The 18,305-nt window shown below is 72.1% G+C and carries 19 protein-coding genes; 14 read left to right on the top strand and 5 right to left on the bottom strand.

Annotated elements, in window-relative coordinates; genetic code table 11:
- Nucleotides 1-19 precede the first annotated feature (19 nt).
- From sucB to HD596_RS31080, 12 genes are all read left to right on the top strand, one after another.
- Nucleotides 20-1,483, top strand: coding sequence for a 2-oxoglutarate dehydrogenase, E2 component, dihydrolipoamide succinyltransferase (gene sucB, locus HD596_RS31135; protein WP_185072822.1), 1,464 nt, complete (start codon nt 20-22; stop codon nt 1,481-1,483).
- A 147-nt stretch (nt 1,484-1,630) separates the two neighbouring features.
- Nucleotides 1,631-2,524 (top strand): TIGR01777 family oxidoreductase, encoded by an 894-nt coding sequence (locus HD596_RS31130; RefSeq protein ID WP_185072821.1) that lies wholly within the window; start codon nt 1,631-1,633, stop codon nt 2,522-2,524.
- Between the two features lie 37 nt (nt 2,525-2,561).
- Nucleotides 2,562-3,299, top strand: a complete 738-nt coding sequence (locus HD596_RS31125) for a Type 1 glutamine amidotransferase-like domain-containing protein (protein WP_185072820.1) — start codon at nt 2,562-2,564, stop codon at nt 3,297-3,299.
- A 37-nt stretch (nt 3,300-3,336) separates the two neighbouring features.
- Nucleotides 3,337-4,029: a lipoyl(octanoyl) transferase LipB gene (lipB, locus tag HD596_RS31120; protein ID WP_185072819.1), complete on the top strand. Its 693-nt coding sequence runs from the start codon at nt 3,337-3,339 to the stop codon at nt 4,027-4,029.
- 22 nt (nt 4,030-4,051) lie between these two features.
- Nucleotides 4,052-5,032, top strand: a complete 981-nt coding sequence (locus HD596_RS31115; protein WP_185072818.1) for a M48 family metallopeptidase — start codon at nt 4,052-4,054, stop codon at nt 5,030-5,032.
- Between the two features lie 42 nt (nt 5,033-5,074).
- Nucleotides 5,075-6,004: a lipoyl synthase gene (gene lipA, locus HD596_RS31110; protein ID WP_185072817.1), complete on the top strand. Its 930-nt coding sequence runs from the start codon at nt 5,075-5,077 to the stop codon at nt 6,002-6,004.
- Nucleotides 6,005-6,115: 111 nt separating this feature from the next.
- Nucleotides 6,116-7,072 (top strand): AraC-like ligand-binding domain-containing protein, encoded by a 957-nt coding sequence (locus HD596_RS31105; RefSeq protein ID WP_185072816.1) that lies wholly within the window; start codon nt 6,116-6,118, stop codon nt 7,070-7,072.
- Between the two features lie 87 nt (nt 7,073-7,159).
- Nucleotides 7,160-7,546, top strand: coding sequence for a VOC family protein (locus tag HD596_RS31100; protein ID WP_185072815.1), 387 nt, complete (start codon nt 7,160-7,162; stop codon nt 7,544-7,546).
- Nucleotides 7,522-8,340, top strand: coding sequence for an alpha/beta fold hydrolase (locus HD596_RS31095; RefSeq protein ID WP_185072814.1), 819 nt, complete (start codon nt 7,522-7,524; stop codon nt 8,338-8,340). The genes HD596_RS31100 and HD596_RS31095 overlap by 25 nt, the downstream gene beginning before the upstream one ends.
- 30 nt (nt 8,341-8,370) lie before the next feature.
- On the top strand, nt 8,371-10,686 hold the full coding sequence (locus HD596_RS31090; RefSeq protein WP_185078819.1) for a glycoside hydrolase family 3 C-terminal domain-containing protein: 2,316 nt from the start codon (nt 8,371-8,373) through the stop codon (nt 10,684-10,686).
- Between the two features lie 63 nt (nt 10,687-10,749).
- A complete protein-coding gene (locus HD596_RS31085) occupies nt 10,750-11,430 on the top strand; it encodes a DUF4191 domain-containing protein (RefSeq protein WP_185072813.1) in 681 nt (226 codons plus the stop codon).
- Nucleotides 11,430-12,194 carry a class I SAM-dependent methyltransferase gene (locus HD596_RS31080; protein ID WP_185072812.1) on the top strand — a complete coding sequence of 255 codons (765 nt, stop codon included), beginning with the start codon at nt 11,430-11,432 and terminating at the stop codon, nt 12,192-12,194. The genes HD596_RS31085 and HD596_RS31080 overlap by 1 nt, the downstream gene beginning before the upstream one ends.
- Here HD596_RS31080 and HD596_RS31075 read toward each other — a convergent pair.
- From HD596_RS31075 to HD596_RS31065, 3 genes are read right to left on the bottom strand one after another with little or no spacing between them, the layout of a single operon-like run.
- Nucleotides 12,175-13,113: a glycoside hydrolase family 113 protein gene (locus tag HD596_RS31075; RefSeq protein WP_313045220.1), complete on the bottom strand. Its 939-nt coding sequence runs from the start codon at nt 13,111-13,113 to the stop codon at nt 12,175-12,177. The two genes, HD596_RS31080 and HD596_RS31075, sit on opposite strands and share 20 nt — an antisense overlap.
- The gene (locus tag HD596_RS31070) at nt 13,091-13,726 is read right to left on the bottom strand and encodes a TetR family transcriptional regulator (RefSeq protein WP_185072811.1); all 636 of its coding nucleotides are present in this window, start codon (nt 13,724-13,726) and stop codon (nt 13,091-13,093) included. Before HD596_RS31070 ends, HD596_RS31075 begins: the two co-directional genes overlap by 23 nt.
- Before the next feature lie 59 nt (nt 13,727-13,785).
- Complete coding sequence (locus HD596_RS31065; protein WP_185072810.1) at nt 13,786-14,247, bottom strand: RDD family protein; 462 nt, start codon at nt 14,245-14,247, stop codon at nt 13,786-13,788.
- Nucleotides 14,248-14,324: 77 nt separating this feature from the next.
- Between HD596_RS31065 and HD596_RS31060 the strand changes: the two genes are divergently transcribed.
- Both HD596_RS31060 and glnA read left to right on the top strand, forming a co-directional pair.
- Nucleotides 14,325-15,413: a hypothetical protein gene (locus HD596_RS31060; protein WP_185072809.1), complete on the top strand. Its 1,089-nt coding sequence runs from the start codon at nt 14,325-14,327 to the stop codon at nt 15,411-15,413.
- 93 nt (nt 15,414-15,506) lie between these two features.
- Nucleotides 15,507-16,931, top strand: a complete 1,425-nt coding sequence (glnA, locus tag HD596_RS31055) for a type I glutamate--ammonia ligase (protein ID WP_185072808.1) — start codon at nt 15,507-15,509, stop codon at nt 16,929-16,931.
- Between the two features lie 118 nt (nt 16,932-17,049).
- Here the strand turns inward: glnA and HD596_RS31050 are convergent, their stop codons facing one another.
- Together HD596_RS31050 and HD596_RS31045 are read right to left on the bottom strand one after the other, a co-directional pair.
- Nucleotides 17,050-17,949, bottom strand: coding sequence for a hypothetical protein (locus HD596_RS31050; protein WP_185072807.1), 900 nt, complete (start codon nt 17,947-17,949; stop codon nt 17,050-17,052).
- Complete coding sequence (locus HD596_RS31045) at nt 17,946-18,302, bottom strand: PadR family transcriptional regulator (protein WP_246554979.1); 357 nt, start codon at nt 18,300-18,302, stop codon at nt 17,946-17,948. The genes HD596_RS31050 and HD596_RS31045 overlap by 4 nt, the downstream gene beginning before the upstream one ends.
- Between the last annotated feature and the right edge of the window lie 3 nt (nt 18,303-18,305).

The raw sequence follows: 18,305 nt of genomic DNA, 5'->3' as shown, positions 1-18,305 counted from the left end.
ACGCGAGAGAAGAATAACGATGCCGGTCTCCGTACAAATGCCCCAGCTCGGCGAGAGCGTGACCGAGGGCACCGTAACCCGTTGGCTGAAGAAGGAGGGCGAGCGCGTCGAGGCGGACGAGCCGCTCCTCGAGGTGTCGACCGACAAGGTCGACACCGAGATCCCGTCGCCGTCCGCGGGTGTCCTCACGAAGATCGTCGTGGCTGAGGACGAGACGGTCGAGGTCGGGGCCGAGCTCGCCGTCATCGACGAGAAGGGCGAGGCGGCCGCCGCCGCCCCGGCGCCCGAGGCGGCGCCCGCGCCGGCTCCGCAGCCCGAGCCCGAGCCCGCCCCGGCTCCCCCGGTCTCGTCGATCCCGCAGCCGGCTCCCCCGCAGCCCGCTCCGGCCCCCGCCCCCGCCCCCGCTCCGGCGCCCGCCCCGGTCGCGGCCCCCGCGCCCGCCCCGCAGGCCGCTCCCGCGGAGCCCGCGCCGGTACCGTCGGGCGAGAGCCCGTACGTGACGCCGCTGGTGCGCAAGCTGGCCAACGAGCACGGGGTCAACCTCGACGCGATCAACGGCACCGGCGTCGGCGGTCGCATCCGCAAGCAGGACGTGCTCGAGGCCGCCAAGGCGCAGCGTGAGAAGGCCGCCGCGGCCCAGGCCGCCCCCGCTCCCGCCGCGGCTCCGGCTCCGGCCGCCGCCCAGCCGGCGCCCGCCGCCGCTCCGGCCGCGCAGGCGCCGGTCGCCGCGGGTCCCGAGCCCGTGGAGGTCGACACGACGCTGCGGGGCCGCACGGAGAAGATGACGCGGCTGCGCCAGACGATGTCGAAGAAGCTGGTCGAGTCGCTGCAGACGGCGGCGCAGCTCACCACCGTGGTCGAGGTCGACGTCACCAAGATCGCGCGGCTGCGCGACCAGGCGAAGGCCGACTTCCTGCGCCGCGAGGGCGTGAAGCTGTCGTTCATGCCGTTCTTCGAGCTGGCCGCCATCGAGGCGCTCAAGCAGCACCCGAAGCTCAACGCGACGATCAACAACGAGACCATGGAGGTCACGTACTTCGACGTCGAGCACCTGGGCATCGCGGTCGACACCGAGCGCGGCCTGATCGCGGCGGTCATCAAGAACGCCGGCGACCTCAACCTCGCCGGGCTGGCCCGCAAGACGGCCGACCTGGCCGAGCGCACGCGCGCCAACAAGGTGACGCCGGACGAGATCACCGGCGGCACGTTCACGCTGACCAACACCGGCAGCCGTGGGGCCCTGTTCGACACGCCGATCCTCAACCAGCCGCAGGTCGGCATGCTGGGCACCGGCGCCGTCGTCAAGCGGCCCGTCGTGATCGACACGCCTGAGGGCGAGGTCATCGCGGTCCGGTCGATGGTCTACCTGGCGCTGACGTACGACCACCGCCTGGTGGACGGCGCGGACGCGGCCCGCTTCCTCACGACGGTCAAGCGCCGTCTGGAGGAGGGCCGCTTCGAGGCCCAGCTCGGCCTGGCCTGATCCCGGGCCTGATCCAGGGCCTGATCCCGGGCTGGATCAGCGCGTTACGGCCGGGCGGCTCCCTTCCGGGGCCGCCCGGCCGTTCGTCTGCCCGGGGCCTGGCGCGGCTGGCGCGCCCGGGCCGCGGGGCGGGCGTACTGTGAAGCTATGGCGATCATCGTGACGGGAGCGTCGGGGCTGCTCGGGTCGGCGCTGGTGCCGGCGTTGCGGGCCGAGGGGTGGGAGGTCGTCCGGCTCGTACGGCGCCGCCCGCGCGCGGCCGACGAGGCCTTCTGGGACCCGGCCGAGCAGGAGATCGACCAGGCCGCGCTCGAAGGGGCGCAGGCGGTCGTGCACCTGGCGGGCGCGTCCGTGGGTGAGCGGCGGTGGACCCCGGCGTACAAGCGGGAGCTCGTCGCCAGCCGGGTCCAGAGCACGCGGGTGCTCGTCGAGGCGATCGGCGGGCTGTCCGGCAAGCCCGAGGTGCTCCTGTCCGCCTCCGGGGTCGACTTCTACGGCGACACCGGCGACCGGGTGATCGACGAGAGCCAGGGCAAGGGCAGCGGCTTCCTGGCGGATATGTGCGTGCGCTGGGAGGGCGAGGCCAGGCGGGCCGGCGAGGCCGGGGTCCGTACCGCGCAGATGCGGACCGGGCTGGTGCTCAGCGAGAGGGGCGGGGCGCTCGGGCGGATGTTGCCGATCTTCAGGATCGGGCTGGGGGCGCCGCTCGGGTCGGGGAAGCAGTACTGGTCGTGGATCACCGTGGACGACTGGGTCGGAGCCGCGGTGCATGTCCTGAAAAATCGCGACATTACAGGACCAGTCAATTTCACCTCGCCCACGCCCGTGACCAACGCCGAATTCACCCTCACCCTCGGAAAAGCCCTGCGCAGGGGCACGGTGCCGATCCCGGTGCCCGGCTTCGCGCTGTCCGCGGGGCTCGGCGAGTTCGCCCGCGAGGCGCTGCTGCCCGGCCACCGCGTGGAGCCGAGGAAGCTGCTCGACAGCGGCTACGTGTTCGCCCATACCCGCCTCGACGAGGCGCTGAGCGCCGTACTGTAGTGAACCGTCCGTCTTCAACAGGTGGGAGAATCTTGACATGAGCCGGTCAGGACAGTCACACATCCTCGCCATCGGCGGCGGGTCCTTCCGCCCGAGCAGGCGCTACAGCTTCCTGGAGGCCAGCGCGCTGCTGCGGTACGGCCTCGACCTGACCGGGCAGGACCGGCCGAAGCTGGGCCTGCTCGCCACCGCGGTGGGCGACTCGGACGACTGGATCCTGAAGATGTACGGCGCCTTCGCCGGGTGGGACGTCGAGTTGAGCCATCTCACCGTGTTCCCGATGCCCAATGTCGAGGATCCCCGGGCGTGGATGCTCGAACAGGACATGATCTACGTCAGTGGTGGCAGTGTGGCCAACCTGATGGCCCTGTGGCGCTTGCACGGCCTTGACGAGGCGTTCGAGGAGGCGTGGCGGGCCGGGGTGGTGCTGTGCGGCCAGAGCGCGGGCGCGCTGTGCTGGCACGTCGGCGGCAACACCGACTCCTTCGGGCCCGACCTGCGCGTGTGGGCCGAGGGCATGGCTCTGCTGCCCTACTCGTGCGGCGTCCACTACGACTCCGACCCGCAGCGCCGGCCGCTGCTGCAGCAGTCGGTGGCCGGCGGCGAGCTGCCCTCCGGCTACGCCGCCGACGAGGGCGTGGGGCTCCACTACGTCGGCACCGAGTTCATCCAGGCGGTGACCGTCGAGCCGGGCGGCTACGCGTACCGGGTGGAGAGCGACGGGGCCGGCGGGGTCAAGGAGTTCAGGATCGAGCCGCGACTCCTTACCCCCTGATTACCCTTCGCGGGGGCGGGACCGGCACAATAGGCTCATGCGCCCCATCCACGGGGACGATCCCCACGCACTCGCCATCGTTCGCCTCGGCGTCGACGTCCCCTACGAGCAGGCCTGGTCGCTGCAGCGCTGGGTGCACGGCAAGCGGGTCGCCGGAGAGCTGAGCGACACCGTCCTGATCCTCGAGCACGCGCCCGTCTACACCGCGGGCAAGCGCACCGCCCCGCACGAGCGTCCGGCCGACGGCACCCCGGTCGTCGACGTCGACCGGGGCGGCCGGCTGACCTGGCACGGGCCAGGGCAGCTGGTGGCCTACCCGATCGTCGGCATCACCGACGTCACCGCCTACGCCTGCCGCCTCGAAGAGGCCATGATCCAGGTCTGCGCCGACTTCGGCGTCACGGCGAGACGGGTGCGGGGGCGCGGGGGCGTCTGGGCGGTCGGCGATCCCAGCCTGGGCCTGCCCGACCGCCAGCTCGGCGCGGTCGGGCTGCGCGTCGCCCGCGGCGTCACCATGCACGGCTTCGCGCTCAACTGCGCCAACGACCCCCGCTGGTTCAACCGCATCGCGCCGTGCGGCATCCCCGACGTCGGCGTCTCCTCGCTGTCGGCGGAGACCGGCCGCCGCATCGTGGTGGAGGAGGTCATGCCGATCGCGGAGAAGCGGCTGGCGGAGGCCCTCGGCATGGAGTCGTACGATCTCCACGAAGAGGACCTTCTCCGCAGATGACCCACGGCCTACGATCGGCCGTGTGAAGCGCCTCCTCGCTCTCTTACTCGCCCTTCTGGTCCACCTGCTGACGCTCGGCTTCGTCGCGCTGGGCGCGTGGGTGATCCTGGGGCACCCCGGCTCGCTGCTCGCGTGGCTGTTCGGCGGCGCGAGCCTGGCCATCGGGTGGGCGCTGCGGCCCCGCCTGGGCGGCCTGCCCGCCGACGCCGAGGTGCTCGACCGCTCCTCGGCGTCCGAGCTGTACGGCGCCGCGGAGCGCGTGGCCGACCGGGTCGGCGTCCGGCGGCCGCGCAAGGTCGCCGTCATGGACCTGGACCCGCAGACGCGCTACGACCGCGTGGGCCCGCTGCGTACCCCCGTCCTGATGATCGGGCTGCCGCTGTGGCTGGCGCTGTCGCCCAGGCAGCGGGTCGCCCTGCTGGCCACGGCGTACGCGCGGGTGCCGACCGGTGACGAGCTCGTCGTGAGCGGGGCGCTGTTGACCCTGGAGGCGTGGCGGGACGCGCTGGTGGGGGCCGAGCCGCTGCGGGTCAGGGAGGAGGCGCAGACCAAGATCGCGGCCTCCTCGCTGGGCGCGCTGGACCACCCGGGGACCACGTACGAGGTGGCGGGGATGTTCGGCCGCCTGCTCGGACGGGTGCTCGGCGGGCCCGTGCTCCTGGTCCGGTACGCGCTGGCCCGGCTGGCCCGCGCCGGCGAGAGCCGTACCCTGGCCCGGCAGCGGCGGCTGGCCCGGCGGGCCGCCTCCGAACAGGACCTCGCCGAGCTCGACGGGCTGGCCGGCGGCGGCTACCTGGCGCCGATGCAGGCGGCGGCGCTGCGCGGCGAGAGCGTGGCGGCCATCCGGCAGGCCGCGCTGGCCCGCTCCAGGCTCACCGGCGACGGGGTGCTCGCCACTCCCCCGCACTCGGAACTGCTCGGCACGCGCGAGTCCGAACGCATCGACGACGAGCTGCTCGCCCACTACACGCGCGCGATCCGCGGCTTCGGCCTCATCTCCTGACCCCCGGCCGGGGTGCTTTTCCGGGAGACGTAAGCTGAGGACGTGACCGTTGCCCCTGAAGGCCGAAAGCTCCTCCGCCTGGAGGTGCGTAACGCCGAAACCCCTATCGAGCGCAAGCCCCCGTGGATCAAGACCAAGCTGAAGACGGGCCCCGAATACACCGAGCTGAAATCGCTCGTGCGCCGGGAGGGCCTGCACACGGTCTGTGAAGAGGCGGGCTGCCCCAATATCTACGAGTGCTGGGAAGACCGCGAGGCGACCTTCCTCATCGGCGGCGACCAGTGCACGCGCCGCTGCGACTTCTGCCAGATCGACACGGGCAAGCCGAAGGAGTACGACCGCGACGAGCCGCGCCGCGTGGCCGAGTCCGTGCAGCAGATGGGCCTGAAGTACGCGACCGTGACCGGCGTGGCCCGCGACGACCTGCCCGACGGCGGCGCCTGGCTCTACGCCGAGACGGCCCGCCAGATCCACGGGCTGCTGCCCGGGTGCGGCGTCGAGCTGCTGGTGCCCGACTTCAACGGCAACCGCGACCAGCTGGAGGAGGTCTTCTCCAGCCGGCCCGAGGTGTTCGCGCACAACATCGAGACGGTGCCGCGGATCTTCAAGCGGATCCGTCCCGCGTTCCGCTACGAGCGGTCGCTCGCGGTGATCACGATGGCCCGCGAGGCCGGGCTGGTCACCAAGTCCAACCTGATCCTGGGCATGGGCGAGACGCGCGAGGAGGTCGTCGAGGCCATGCGCGACCTGCACGCGGCCGGCACCGACCTGCTGACCATCACCCAGTACCTGCGGCCCACGCCCCGCCACCACCCGGTGGAGCGGTGGGTGAAGCCCGAGGAGTTCGTGGAGCTGCAGGCGGAGGCCGAGGCCATCGGGTTCGCCGGTGTGCTGTCGGGGCCGCTCGTGCGCTCGTCGTACCGGGCGGGCCGCCTCTACCAGCAGGCCATCGAGGCTCGCCAGACGGCCTGACCTGCCAACCTCCAGCCCCGGGCCCGCACCGGTCCCGGGGCTGCTTCACACCCGGCCGCGGAGGTGGGGCGGCATGGTTAGCATGGCAGGCAGCCGACCCCGGGAGCGGACATGGCCGTTCTGATCCGCACGAGTGACCTGCCCGCCAAGCGGCGTCACGACGCCTGGCGGAGCATCGTGTGTGACACGCTCGGCCCGCTCGACTGCAGGATCGCCCCCGGAGCCCCGCTGCGGGGCGAGATCGTGACCGGCGGGCTGGGCTCGGTCACCGTCGGCCGGATCCGTACGTCCACGCCCCACAGCGTGCACCGCACCCCGGGCATGATCGACAGCGGCAGCCCCGAGATGTACCGCGTCGTGCTGGCCCTGGAGGGCAGCCCGCGGCTCTCCCAGGACGGGCGGGACGCGCAGCTCAGCCGGGGCGAGTTCGCCATCTACGACTTCACCAGGCCCTACGAGCTGGCCTACGACTCGGCGGTGCGGCTCGCGGTGTTCAGCTTCCCGCGCGACCTGCTCGCGCTGCCGTCCGGCGCCGTGGACGCGCTCGCCGCCGTCCCCATCACCGCCGAGACCGGCGCCGCGGCGCTGGCCGTGCCGCTCCTGCGCCGGGTGGCCGAGGACATCGAGACGTACCGGCCGGGCAGCGCCGCCAGGCTGTCGGGCATCGTGACCGACCTGGTCAGCACCGCCGTCGCCGAACACGTCGAGCTGACGCGGGCGTTACCGGAGGACTCCCGCCGGCGCGTGCTGTTGATGAAGATCCACGCCTTCATCGACCAGCGGCTGGGCGACGTCGGCCTCGACCCGGCCACCGTCGCCGCCGCGCACCACGTCTCCCTGCGCTACCTGCACCGCCTGTTCGAGGCGGAGCACACCACGGTGGCCGCCTGGATCCGGCAGCGGCGGCTGGAGCGCTGCCGCGCGGAGCTGGCCGCCGGCGGCAACCGGTCCGTGAGCGAGATCGGGGCCCGGTGGGGGCTGCCCGACTCGGCCCACTTCAGCAGGCTCTTCAAGAGCGCGTACGGGATGCCGCCCGCCGAATACCGCCGCCTGAACACCGTGCGCTGAACGTCAATCCCCCTGGCACCCAGATCCAAGACCGGCACCCCCTTCGATCGGCAGACTGAGGGCACATCGAAGGAAGGGACGAGGAAGATGCAGCTGTTCGTGAATCTGCCGGTCAAGGACCTCGAGCGGTCGAAGAAGTTCTTCGAAGAACTCGGCTTCAACCTGTTCGGCATGGCCGAGGGCATGGCATCGGTGATCATCAGCGAGCAGACCCAGGTCATGCTGCTGACCGAGCCGACGTTCGGCTCGTACATCACCAAGGAGATCGCCGCCGCCGGCACGGCCACGGAGGCGATCCTGGTGCTGGGCATGGAGAATCCGGCCCAGGTGGACGAGCTGGTCGACAAGGCGCTGGCGCTCGGCGCCACCCCGGCGGGCGTCAAGCAGGAGGACGGCATCCGCTACCAGCGCGGCTTCGCCGACCTCGACGGACACCACTGGGAGGCCCTGTGCCTGGCGCAGCCGGCCGGCTGAGCGGCAAGGCGATCTCGGCGGACGGGACCGCCATCGCCTTCGACAGCTACGGCGAGGGGCCCGCGGTCGTCCTGGTCCACGGCGCGTTCGGGGTGCGGGGGCACGTCACGCTGGCCGGCGTGGCGGCCGCCCTGGCGCCGTGGTTCACCGTGTACGACTACGACCGCCGGGGACGCGGCGACAGCGGGGACACCCAGCCGTACGCCGTCGAGCGGGAGATCGAGGATCTGGCGGCGGTCGTCGAGGCGGCGGGCGGGTCGGCGATGGTGTTCGGGGGCTCGTCGGGGGCCGCGCTGGCGATCGAGGCCGCGGTGCGGAATCCGGCCATCATGAGGCTGGCCCTGTGGGAGCCGCCGTACCACGTGGACGACAGCGCTCCCCCGCTGCCGGACGACTTCGCCGCCCGGCTGGAGGCGCTGGTGAGGGCGGGCAGGCGGGACGAGGCCGTCGAGCGGTTCATGGTGGAGGCGGCCGAGGCGCCGCCGGAGGCGGTGGCCGCGATGCGCGCGCAGCCGTCCTGGGCGCAGGTCGAGGCGCTGGCCCACACCCTCGCCTACGAGGCCGCCGTGCTGGGGCCGGGCAACGCGCTGCCCGCCGGGCGGCTGGCCGCCGTCAGGCAGCCGACACTGGTGCTGAACGGCGAGGACAGTCCCCGGTGGATGGCGAACGCGGGGCTGGCGGTGGCGGCCGCCGTGCCGGGCGCGGTACGGCGCGTCCTGGAGGGCCAGGCGCACAACGTGGCCCCGCAGGCGTTGGTGCCCGAGCTCCTGGAGTTCTTCGCCACCACCGCCTGAGCCCCACCCGAGCTGGTGAAGACTGGAGTCGTGGACTTCGACGCGCTCCTCGCCCGGCTCGACCTCGGCGCCAAGGTCCGCCTGCTCACCGGGGCCGGCAGGTGGTCGCTCCCGCCGCTGCCCGAGATCGGCCTGGATCGGGTCGTCATGAGCGACGGCCCGATCGGCGTACGCGGCGAGCAGTGGAGGGCGGTCGATCCCTCGATCGCGCTGCCGAGCCCGACCGCGCTGGCCGCCACCTGGGACGTGGACCTGGTCCGCCGGGTGGGCCGGCTGCTGGCCCAGGAGGCCCGGCGCAAGGGCGTGCACGTGCTCCTGGCCCCCACGATCAACCTGCACCGCTCGCCGCTCGGGGGCAGGCATTTCGCGTGTTTCTCGGAGGATGCGTACCTGACGGGCGAGATCGGCGCCGCGTACGTCGAGGGCGTCCAGGAGGGCGGGGTGGCCGCCGCCCCGAAGCACTTCGCGACCGGCCACGCCACCGCGGACGTCCGGGTGAGCGAGAAGGCGCTGCGCGAGGTCTGTCTGCGGCCGTTCGAGCGGGTGGTGCGGGCCGGGGCGTGGGGGCTCATGACCGCCTGCGACTCGGTGAACGGCACGACCATGACCGAGCACGCCGAGCTGGTGAACGGGGTGCTGAAGGGCGAGTGGGGGTTCGACGGGCTCGTGGTGTCGGACTGGACGGCGGTGCGCACGACCGAGGCCGCGGCGCTGGGCGGCACCGACGTGGCGATGCCGGGTCCGCACGGGCCGTGGGGCGAGAGGCTGGAGGCCGCCGTGCGGGAGGGGCGGGTGCCCGAGTCGGTCGTGGACGATCGGGTGCGCCGCATCCTGCGCCTGGCCCACCGCGTCGGGGCCCTGCACGATGCGGAGCCCCCACCCGTCGAGGAGCAGCCCGCGGCCCACGGCGCGGAGCCGCGGGGAGGGCCCGCCATCGACGGGGTGGCGCTGGCCCGTGAGGTGGCCACCCGCGCCTTCACGCTGCTCGCCAACGACGGCATCCTCCCGTTCCAGGAAGTCGGCACCATCGCCCTGATCGGGGCGGCCGCCGCGGAGGCCCGCATCATGGGCGGCGGGAGCGCGCAGGTCTTCCCCGGCCGGATCGTCTCGCCGCTGCAGGGACTCGGCGAGCGGGCCGAGGTCCGGTACGCGCTCGGCACCGACCCCCGGACCCGCCTGTCCCCGCTCCCCGGCCCCGCCACGGCCGCCTTCCTGGACGCCGATGGCGCGGTGCTGTCGGAGCAGCCGCTGGCCACGGCCGAGGCGCGGTGGACCGGCCAGTGGCCGCCGGACGTGGACGGCGACCGGCTGGCGGCGGTCCGGCTGCGTACCACGTACACACCGGATGTTTCGGGCGAGCACCAGCTGTCGGTCGCGGGTGTGGGCGACTTCGCCGTCACCGTCGACGGCGAGACCGTCTTCGACGGGAGCACCGGCCCGGACGGCGACGACCCCGCCAGGGCGTTCCTGTCGCCGCCCGAGCGGCGCATCAGCCTGCCGATGGCGGCCGGGCACGCCCACGAGGTGGTCGTGACGCACCCGGCGGGGGCGTTCGGGTCCTTCACGGTCGGCCACGCGAACCCGGGCCCCGGCGAGGACGCGCTCATGGCCGAGGCCGTGCGCGTGGCGGCGGAGTGCGACGTGGTGGTGGTCGTGGCCGCGACCACGCCGGAGGTGGAGAGCGAGGGCTTCGACCGCGCGGACCTCAGGCTGCCGGGGCGGCAGGACGAGCTGGTCCACGCGGTGGCCGCGGCCAACCCGCGCACCGTCGTGGTGGTCAACGCCGGTTCGCCGGTCGAGCTGCCGTGGGCGGAGGAGGTGGCGGCCGTGCTGCTCACCTGGTTCCCGGGGCAGGAGGCGGGGGCGGCGCTGGCGGACGTGCTGTTCGGGGACGCCGAGCCGGGCGGGCGGCTGCCCACGACGTGGCCACGGCGGCTGCGGGACGCTCCCGTGGTGGACGCGATGCCGGTGGACGGTGTGATCGGCTACCGGGCGTGGGAGCGCTCGGGCCGCGCGCCGGCGTTCTGGTTCGGGCACGGCCTGGGTTACACGACCTGGTCGTACGACTCGATCGCGGCCGAGGGCATGACCGTGACGGTCGCGGTCACCAATACGGGCGACCGCCCGGGCCGCGAGGTCGTGCAGGTGTACGTCGACGGGGCGCTGGCCGGGTTCGACGTGGTCGAGGCGGCGCCCGGGGAGAGCGTGCTCACCACCGTGTTCCTGCCCGAGCGGGCCTTGCAGGTCTGGCAGGAGGGCGGCTGGCGGACCGTCGAGGGCGTTCACACGGTCGAGGCGGGCCGCCACGCGGCCGATCCGCGCCTGTCGGCGACCGTGAAGATCTAGCCGAGCGCGAAATGGCAGGCCGCGTTTTCCCTCCTGCACCTGTTGGTTTGTATCCTTCAGAGCATGGCAAAGTCCGAGGATCCAGAGAAGCCGGGGCGCATCAAGCAGCTCCGCATGATCGCGCAGATCATCAAGCAGGCCAACCCCAAGGGGTTGCCCATCGTCTTCCTCTCGGCGGTGGGCACGCTGGCTGTGGTCGTCGTGATCGGCCTGGTCACGGACTACTTGTGGTATTCGGTGTTCATCGGTGTGCTGGCCGCGCTCACGGTTGGTCTGGTGGTCTTCGGGCAGCTCGCCCAGAAGGCCCAATATTCGATCCTGCACGGCCAGACGGGCGCCGCGGCGGCGGTGCTGCAGGGCATGCGCGGCAACTGGCAGGTCACCCCTGCCATCGCGGTCAACCGCGACCAGGACCTCATCCACCTCGTGGTCGGCTATCCGGGCGTCGTGCTGGTGTCCGAGGGGCCGGGCAACCGGGTGGCGAAGATGCTGGCGGCCGAGAAGAAGCGGGTCGCGCGGGTGGTCCTGGGCATCGAGATCTACGACGTGCAGTGCGGTGACGGCGAGGGGCAGGTGCCGCTCGGCAAGCTGCAGCGCCACCTGATGAAGCTGCCGCGCAACCTCAAGAAGCCCGCGGTCAACGAGGTGAAGGACCGGCTGCGCTCGCTGCCGAAGAACATGCCGCTGCCCAAGGGCCCCATGCCCAAGGGCGCGCGCATGCCGCGCGGCCCCAAGATGCGCTAGTGCTGTCCTCCTCCTCACGGGCCAACCGCTGGTGGTGGGACGGCAACGCCGACGACTACCAGCTCGAACACGGCGAGTTCCTGGGCGACACCGGGTTCGTGTGGTGTCCCGAGGGCGTCGACGAGGCCGACGCGCACCTCCTCGGCGAGGTGCGCGGGCGGCGCGTGCTGGAGATCGGCTGCGGGGCGGCGCAGTGCGCCCGGTGGCTGGTGACGCAGGGCGCGCAGGTGGCCGCCTTCGACGTCTCCCACCGGCAGCTGCGCCACTCCCAGCGCATCGACCTCGACACGGGGCTGCGCGTGCCCGTGGTCCAGGCCGACGCCGAGTCGCTGCCGTTCGCCGCGGCCGCCTTCGACCTGGCCTGCTCGGCGTTCGGCGCGCTGCCGTTCGTGGCCGACCCGCTCGCCGTCTTCCGCGAGGTGCGGCGGGTGCTCAGGCCGGGCGGCCGGTTCGTGTTCTCGGTGAGCCATCCGATCCGGTGGGCGTTCCCGGACGATCCGGGGCCGCGCGGGCTGACGTCCGACCGGTCCTACTTCGACCGCTCCCCTTACGAGGAGCGCGACGAACGGGGCACGGTCACGTACGCCGAGCACCACCGCACCCTGGGTGACTGGGTGAATCTGCTGGTCGCCTCGGGGCTGACCGTCACGGGGCTGCTGGAGCCGGAGTGGCCGGAGGGGCACGAGCGGGTGTGGGGCGGCTGGAGCCCGCTGCGCGGCCGTCACCTCCCGGGCACGGCCATCTTCAGCTGCGCGCGTACCTAGCGGCCATGGCGTGGAAGACCTCCTTGGGCTCCCAGCGGCGCTCGTCGAGCATCCTGACCACGCCGTAGGAGCCGAGGTCGGCCTCGCCGGGCCGGTTGAAGGCGGCGAAGGTGAACCACAGCGCGGTCTCCACGCCCTCCCGCTCGAAGACGTCCATCAGCTCGGTGAAGTAACGCACCTGCTCGCCCTCGTCGCGCACCGCGCCCTCGGGCACCACCCAGGCCGAGCCGCCGTGCTCGCCCGCGCCGCGGTAGGCGCAGGTGCCGAACTCGGTCACGGCGACCGGTTTGCCGTGCTTGAACTGGGCGCGTAGCTCGTCCGCGAAGTCGTGGGCGTTGTAGGCGGCGCGGTAGGCGTCCACGCCCGCCACGTCGAACGGGGCCCAGTCGACCTGCTCCCACGGCGCCGAGGCGTAGCTGAGCCGGCCGCCGAACAGCGGCCGCACGGTCTGGGCCACCTTCGCCAGGTAGGCGTTGAAGCGCGGCATGACCTGCATGAGGGACGTCCACCATGCCATGTCGCCGGCCATCATGGCGCCGAGCCGGTCGCCGTACCCGTCGCCGTCGATGAAGCCGTGGCCGAAGGCGGTGATCTCGCAGCCGGTGACCAGCACGACCTCGGCTCCGTCGCGGCGCACCGACTCGGCGCGGCGGGCCGCGTCCGTGAAGACCTCCAGCATCGCGTCCTGCGTGAGGTCCACGGGGAACGGGGCGAACCAGATCTCGAGTCCGGCCGCCGCGGCCTGCCTGGCGGCGGCCTCGACGCGCTCGGGGTCGCCGCCGGAGATGCGCACCGACGCGCAGTGCAGGTCTTCCGCGATCGTCCGCATGTCACGCCGGACGTCCTCGAGGTGGAACGACCTGCGGCTCAGGCTGTCGCCCGGCAGGAACCCGACATCATAGTTGATCCCCTTTTTCACGATTTATCCCCTTTTTTACGTAGATGAGACCGTGCTCCAGGAGGTCGAAGGCCAGCTCCACGTCGCCCGCCAGGCGCCGCCCCGCCTCCTCCAGCGGCTCGCCCGAGGCGATGCGATGGAAGAAGGCCTCTTGGACGGTGGTGACGGCGGCGGTGATCTGCCCGGCCATGAGCCGCGCGGTCAGATCGTCGCCCGGGTAGGCCCCCCTGAGGGCCTCGGCCAGCTCGTGGCGCTCGCTCATGTGCACCGCGTGCAGCGCGCCCATCAGGGCCGGGCTAGACGAGATCACCCGCACCCTGGCCAGCAGCGCCTCGACGTCCACCTCTCCCGCGCCCTGGGCGGCCATCGAGCGGTAGTGCTCGCGCAGCGCCTGAAGGGGCGAGCGCCCCTCCCCCCGCCCGGCCACGATCGCCGCCAGGTCCTCCTTGACCCCTTCGGTGAGGAGGCAGTCCTTGGTCGGGAAGTAGTTGAACAGCGTCACCTTGGCGACCCCGGCCGCCTCGGCGATCTCGTTGACGGTCACCGCGTCGAAGCCGCGCTCGTCGAACAGCCGCAGCGCCACCTCCGCGATCCGCCGCCGCGTCTGCTCCTTCTTCCGCTCCCTCAACCCCATGAGGGCAGCATAAACCGTACCGGGTACATTTTTGAACCCGGTACGGTTTCTCTGCTCGACTACATGCGGACGACCATCGTGTTGGACACCCGGTCGTGCACCCCGCGGTGGTCGCGGTCCCAGATCAGGGCGGGCACGGCCAGGCACAGCAGCACCGAGCGCACCAGCACGGGCAGCCAGCGCGGGTCACCGCCGTCCATCGCGGCCACCCTGATGCCCGCCAGCCGGTGGCCGAACGTCTGCCCCATGAACCCGACCAGGATCAGGTACTGGACGGCGAAGACGGCCGCGGGCGCCCACGGCTGCTCGGCCGGGTCGATCCTGAGCAGCAGCTGCACGACGACCCACGTGCAGATCATCCAGTCGATGACCAGCGCCGCGATCCTGCGCCCCCAGCCGGCGATCGACCCGCTGCCCTCCTCGGGCAGCCCCAGGCGCTCCCCCGGGTATCCGAGATCGACCCCGGCGGACCTGACCCCGCCCAGCCAGGTCTGCGTCCACCGAGGTTCCTTGCTGCTCATGCCTTCAACGGTATCCGCCCGGCAGGCCGGTCGGCATCGTGACCCAACCGCGTCGCGGAACGGCCATCATGTACGCCATGCCACACGGGGATGACCTTGACGCGCGCTTCAACGAGCTGGTCGCGCAGATCGACGACGATCAACAGCGCAAGATGCGCGCCGCGGCCGTCAAAGGCGCGAAAGAACAGCGGCGTACCGACCGCTTAGCCAGGCGCGAGAGCAGGCCGGCGCGCTTATCCGGGGACTCCGGAGGATACGGGCCCGAGCCGCGGCGGCGGATCGGGCGGGCCTGGATCGCGATGGCCGTGATCACCTCGCTGATCGCGGCCGCGGGCGTGATCGTGACCTTCCGCCCCGACCTGCTCACTCCGGACGCTGTCGTGGACGAAGCGCCGGCGTCGATCGCGGCGCCGGTCGTCGAACCCGCCGAGGATCCGGTGGACCAGACCGACGAGGAGCCGACGGAGGGCGCCGGCGAGGAGCCGGCGAGCCCGTTCGCCGGATCTCCCGCGGAGAAGTACGCCGAGGGGGCCGCCGGCTTCGGGATGCCGGCGGCGAAGGCGCTGGGCGGGCTGTCGAAGAAGGACGTCGCGAAGGGCCTGAAGCTGACCCGCGAGCTGATGGCGGCGGCCTTCCTGGACAAGAAGGCGCTCCTGGGCGGCAAGCCGTCGGCGTTCGCCAAGCTCCTGAGCCCCGACCAGCGTGACTGGTTCGTCCGGGACATGAAGAAGCACAAGGGCGCGGCGGCCTTCGTCATCCAGTTCGCCAAGGGCACGGCCGAGTTCTCCACCGATGTGATCAAGGTGTACGGCCGGGTCAAGCTGGGCACGTTCAAGGACCGCTGGCGGCGCGGCGTCGAGGTCAAGCTGAACCACATCGTCGTCTACGCCGTGCACCGCCCGGGCCGGCCGGACACCACGATCCGGGTCGTCGCCCATCCCAAGGGCCGCGTGTGGCTGTACCGCGAGGAGGGGCGGCTGGTCGCCTGGCCGCTGCGTTGGGGGGCGAGCAGCACCCCGGCGAGCTGCGACACGCGCGACGGCTTCATCCATCCCGAGTATGAGGACTCGCCTCGGGGTACGGTGGCGCCCACGGGACCGCCCATCGATCCGTATGAGCTGGAACAGGACGAACCCAAGGGCTGTACGGCTTCGAAGGGCACCTGACCTGCGTAACATGTGCGAAACAATCGAGACACCACACGGAAACGGCCACGCCCTAGCGTCGGCATGATGGCCAGTCCCCAGGGAGGTTCGAGAGTGTTCAACTCCGCCGACGACGTCCTGAAGTTCATCAGTGACGAAGGGGTGCAGTTCGTCGATGTCAGGTTCACCGACCTGCCGGGGACGACTCACCACTTCACCTTCCCGGTAGAAAACTTCAGCGCGAGCGTCTTCACCGACGGACTCATGTTCGACGGCTCGTCGATCCGCGGTTTCCAGGCGATCCACGAGTCCGACATGCTTCTGCTGCCCGATCCGTCCAGCGCCGTGGTGGACCCGTTCCGCCAGCACAAGACGCTCAACCTGAACTTTTTCGTGCACGACCCGCTGACCGGCGAGGCCTACAGCCGCGACCCGCGTAACGTCGCGCGCAAGGCCGAGGAGTTCCTTCGGGGCACGGGCATCGCCGACACGGTCTACTTCGGTCCCGAGGCCGAGTTCTACATCTTCGACGACGTGCGCTTCGAGACCAAGCAGAACGCCGGCTACTACTACATCGACTCCATCGAGGGCGCCTGGAACACCGGCAAGGCCACCGAGGGCGGCAACCTCGGCTACAAGCCGCGCTACAAGGGCGGCTACTTCCCGGTGCCGCCGATGGACCACTTCACCGACCTGCGCTCCGAGATGGTGCGCAACCTCATCGAGTGCGGCATCGACGTCGAGATGCAGCACCACGAGGTCGGCACGGCGGGCCAGGCGGAGATCGACTTCAAGTTCGGCACGCTGCTCAAGACCGCCGACAACCTGATGCTGTACAAGTACATCATCAAGAGCACGGCGCTCGAGTACGGCCACACGGTCACGTTCATGCCCAAGCCGATCTTCGGTGACAACGGCTCCGGCATGCACTGCCACCAGTCGCTGTGGAAGGACGGCTCGCCGCTCTTCTACGACGAGGTCGGCTACGCGGGCCTGTCCGACACGGCCCGCTACTACATCGGCGGCCTGCTCAAGCACGCGCCGTCGCTGCTGGCCTTCACCAACCCGACGGTCAACTCCTACCACCGCCTGGTCCCCGGCTACGAGGCCCCGGTCAACCTGGTCTACTCCCAGCGCAACCGCTCGGCCTGCGTCCGGATCCCGATCACGGGCTCCAACCCGAAGGCCAAGCGCATCGAGTTTCGCGTGCCCGACCCGTCCTGCAACCCGTACTTCGCCTTCGCGGCGATGCTGATGGCGGGCATCGACGGCATCCGCAACAAGATCGAGCCGCCGGAGCCGGTCGACAAGGACCTCTACGAGCTGCCGCCGGAGGAGGCCCGCAACATCCCGCAGGTGCCCGGCTCGCTCACCGACGTGCTCAACGCGCTGGAGGAGGACCACGACTACCTGCTCGAGGGCGGCGTCTTCACGCCTGACCTGATCGAGACGTGGATCTCCTACAAGCGGGAGAACGAGGTCGACCCGATCCGCCTGCGCCCGCACCCGCACGAGTTCGAGCTGTACTACGACGTGTAGTCCGGCCCGCACCCGGCGAACGGCCCTTGGGGGCGCCACCGATCAGCTCGGTGGCGCCCCCAAGCTGTGCGTGGCGGCTACCTGGACGAGAGCGACCGGATCTCCGTCGCGCAGGGCATCAGGCGGGTTTCCCGGTGCGGGCCAGCCACGCCGTGAGGCCCAGCAGCGCCGCCGTCGCGACGGTGACCGCCGTCAGGCCCGCCAGGTCGGTGAACCACGACCGCATGACAGCGACGAGCAGGAACGGCGCCAGGACGGCAGCCGTCCGGCGGCCCACAGGGGAGCGCAGCGCCATCACGGCCACCGTGGCGATGGCGGCCAGTATCAGGACGGCCCCGAAGACCCTGGGCACCAGGGCGCCCACGACACACGCGGCCAGCACCCCGCCCGCCCAGGCCAGCAGCCGCCGGGACCCCACCGGGCCGGGACCGGGCGACGGCACGAGGGTCAGCATCGCCGCGCAGACGCACGCCGGGAGCGCCGACAGCAGCATGGTGGCGGCGATCAACGGCCGCCCCGAGACGAGAAGCACGTCGCCCACCACGACGGTCCCTTCAGGCAGGGACAGCAGCCGGGCCATCGTCTCGGCCATGTGCAACGCCGCCATGGCCCACGCGCAGGCGATCGCCGCCCATCGCCGCCCCAGCCACGCCAGCAGCACGACCAGCCCGTACGGCAGGGCATAGATGAGCTGCGGGAGGGCCAGGTCGAAGGCGAGCCGGCCGGCGTACCCGGCGGCGCGGAACAGGCCGGCGCCGAACAACGTCAGAGGGGCGAGGAGGGCGGCCAGGCCGGTGGCGGCCTGCCAGTGCCGCCGCGAACCGGGCGGCGGGAACCGGCGCAGCCGGATCGCCAGGCCGCCGCGCACCAGGTCGAACGCCTCCCGCCCGGCAGGGCGGCGCCGGCCCGGAGCCGAGGCCGCCAGCAGCACGGCGAGCATCTCCTCCTCGTGCCGCGCCCGGTGGTCCTTCGGATACCAGGCCAGCAACCGGCGGTAGCGCCGTTCCAGCGCGCTCACGAGGCACCGCCGAGGGACAGCTGCGCGGCGGCCGGGCCGCGGCGCAGCCGCGCGGCGGCGGTGTCGGCGTGCCGCCGCAGCCGTTCGGCCTCGGCCGACAGCCGGGACGCGCCCTCGCCGGTGAGCCGGTAGTAACGCCGGGCCCGGCCGTCCACGACCTCCTCGCGGTCGGTCTCGATCAGCTGCTCGCCCTGGAGCCGGTCGAGCGCGGCGTACAGGGTGCCGGCGCGCAGGCGCACCCGCTCACCGGAGATCTGCAGGACGTCGGTGATGATGCCGTAGCCGTGCTGCGGCCCGGCCGCCAGGGCCGTCAGGATCAGGAACGTCGGTTCCTGCATCGACCTGTTCTTCATGTG

It is taken from the genome of Nonomuraea jabiensis (assembly GCF_014204795.1).
GTDB classification, from domain to species: domain Bacteria; phylum Actinomycetota; class Actinomycetes; order Streptosporangiales; family Streptosporangiaceae; genus Nonomuraea; species Nonomuraea jabiensis.
The sequence above is the reverse complement of the archived record's forward strand: the minus strand, read 5'-3'. Positions and strand labels throughout refer to the sequence as shown.

Coding starts and splice junctions, on each gene's coding strand:
- HD596_RS31105 (WP_185072816.1), top strand. CDS start 6,116: ATGGCCGTTCTGATCCGCACGAGTGACCTGCCCGCCAAGCGGCGTCAC.
- HD596_RS31100 (WP_185072815.1), top strand. CDS start 7,160: ATGCAGCTGTTCGTGAATCTGCCGGTCAAGGACCTCGAGCGGTCGAAG.
- lipB (WP_185072819.1), top strand. CDS start 3,337: ATGCGCCCCATCCACGGGGACGATCCCCACGCACTCGCCATCGTTCGC.
- HD596_RS31130 (WP_185072821.1), top strand. CDS start 1,631: ATGGCGATCATCGTGACGGGAGCGTCGGGGCTGCTCGGGTCGGCGCTG.
- HD596_RS31060 (WP_185072809.1), top strand. CDS start 14,325: ATGCCACACGGGGATGACCTTGACGCGCGCTTCAACGAGCTGGTCGCG.
- HD596_RS31070 (WP_185072811.1), bottom strand. CDS start 13,726: ATGGGGTTGAGGGAGCGGAAGAAGGAGCAGACGCGGCGGCGGATCGCG.
- sucB (WP_185072822.1), top strand. CDS start 20: ATGCCGGTCTCCGTACAAATGCCCCAGCTCGGCGAGAGCGTGACCGAG.
- HD596_RS31125 (WP_185072820.1), top strand. CDS start 2,562: ATGAGCCGGTCAGGACAGTCACACATCCTCGCCATCGGCGGCGGGTCC.
- HD596_RS31085 (WP_185072813.1), top strand. CDS start 10,750: ATGGCAAAGTCCGAGGATCCAGAGAAGCCGGGGCGCATCAAGCAGCTC.
- HD596_RS31065 (WP_185072810.1), bottom strand. CDS start 14,247: ATGAGCAGCAAGGAACCTCGGTGGACGCAGACCTGGCTGGGCGGGGTC.
- HD596_RS31045 (WP_246554979.1), bottom strand. CDS start 18,302: ATGAAGAACAGGTCGATGCAGGAACCGACGTTCCTGATCCTGACGGCC.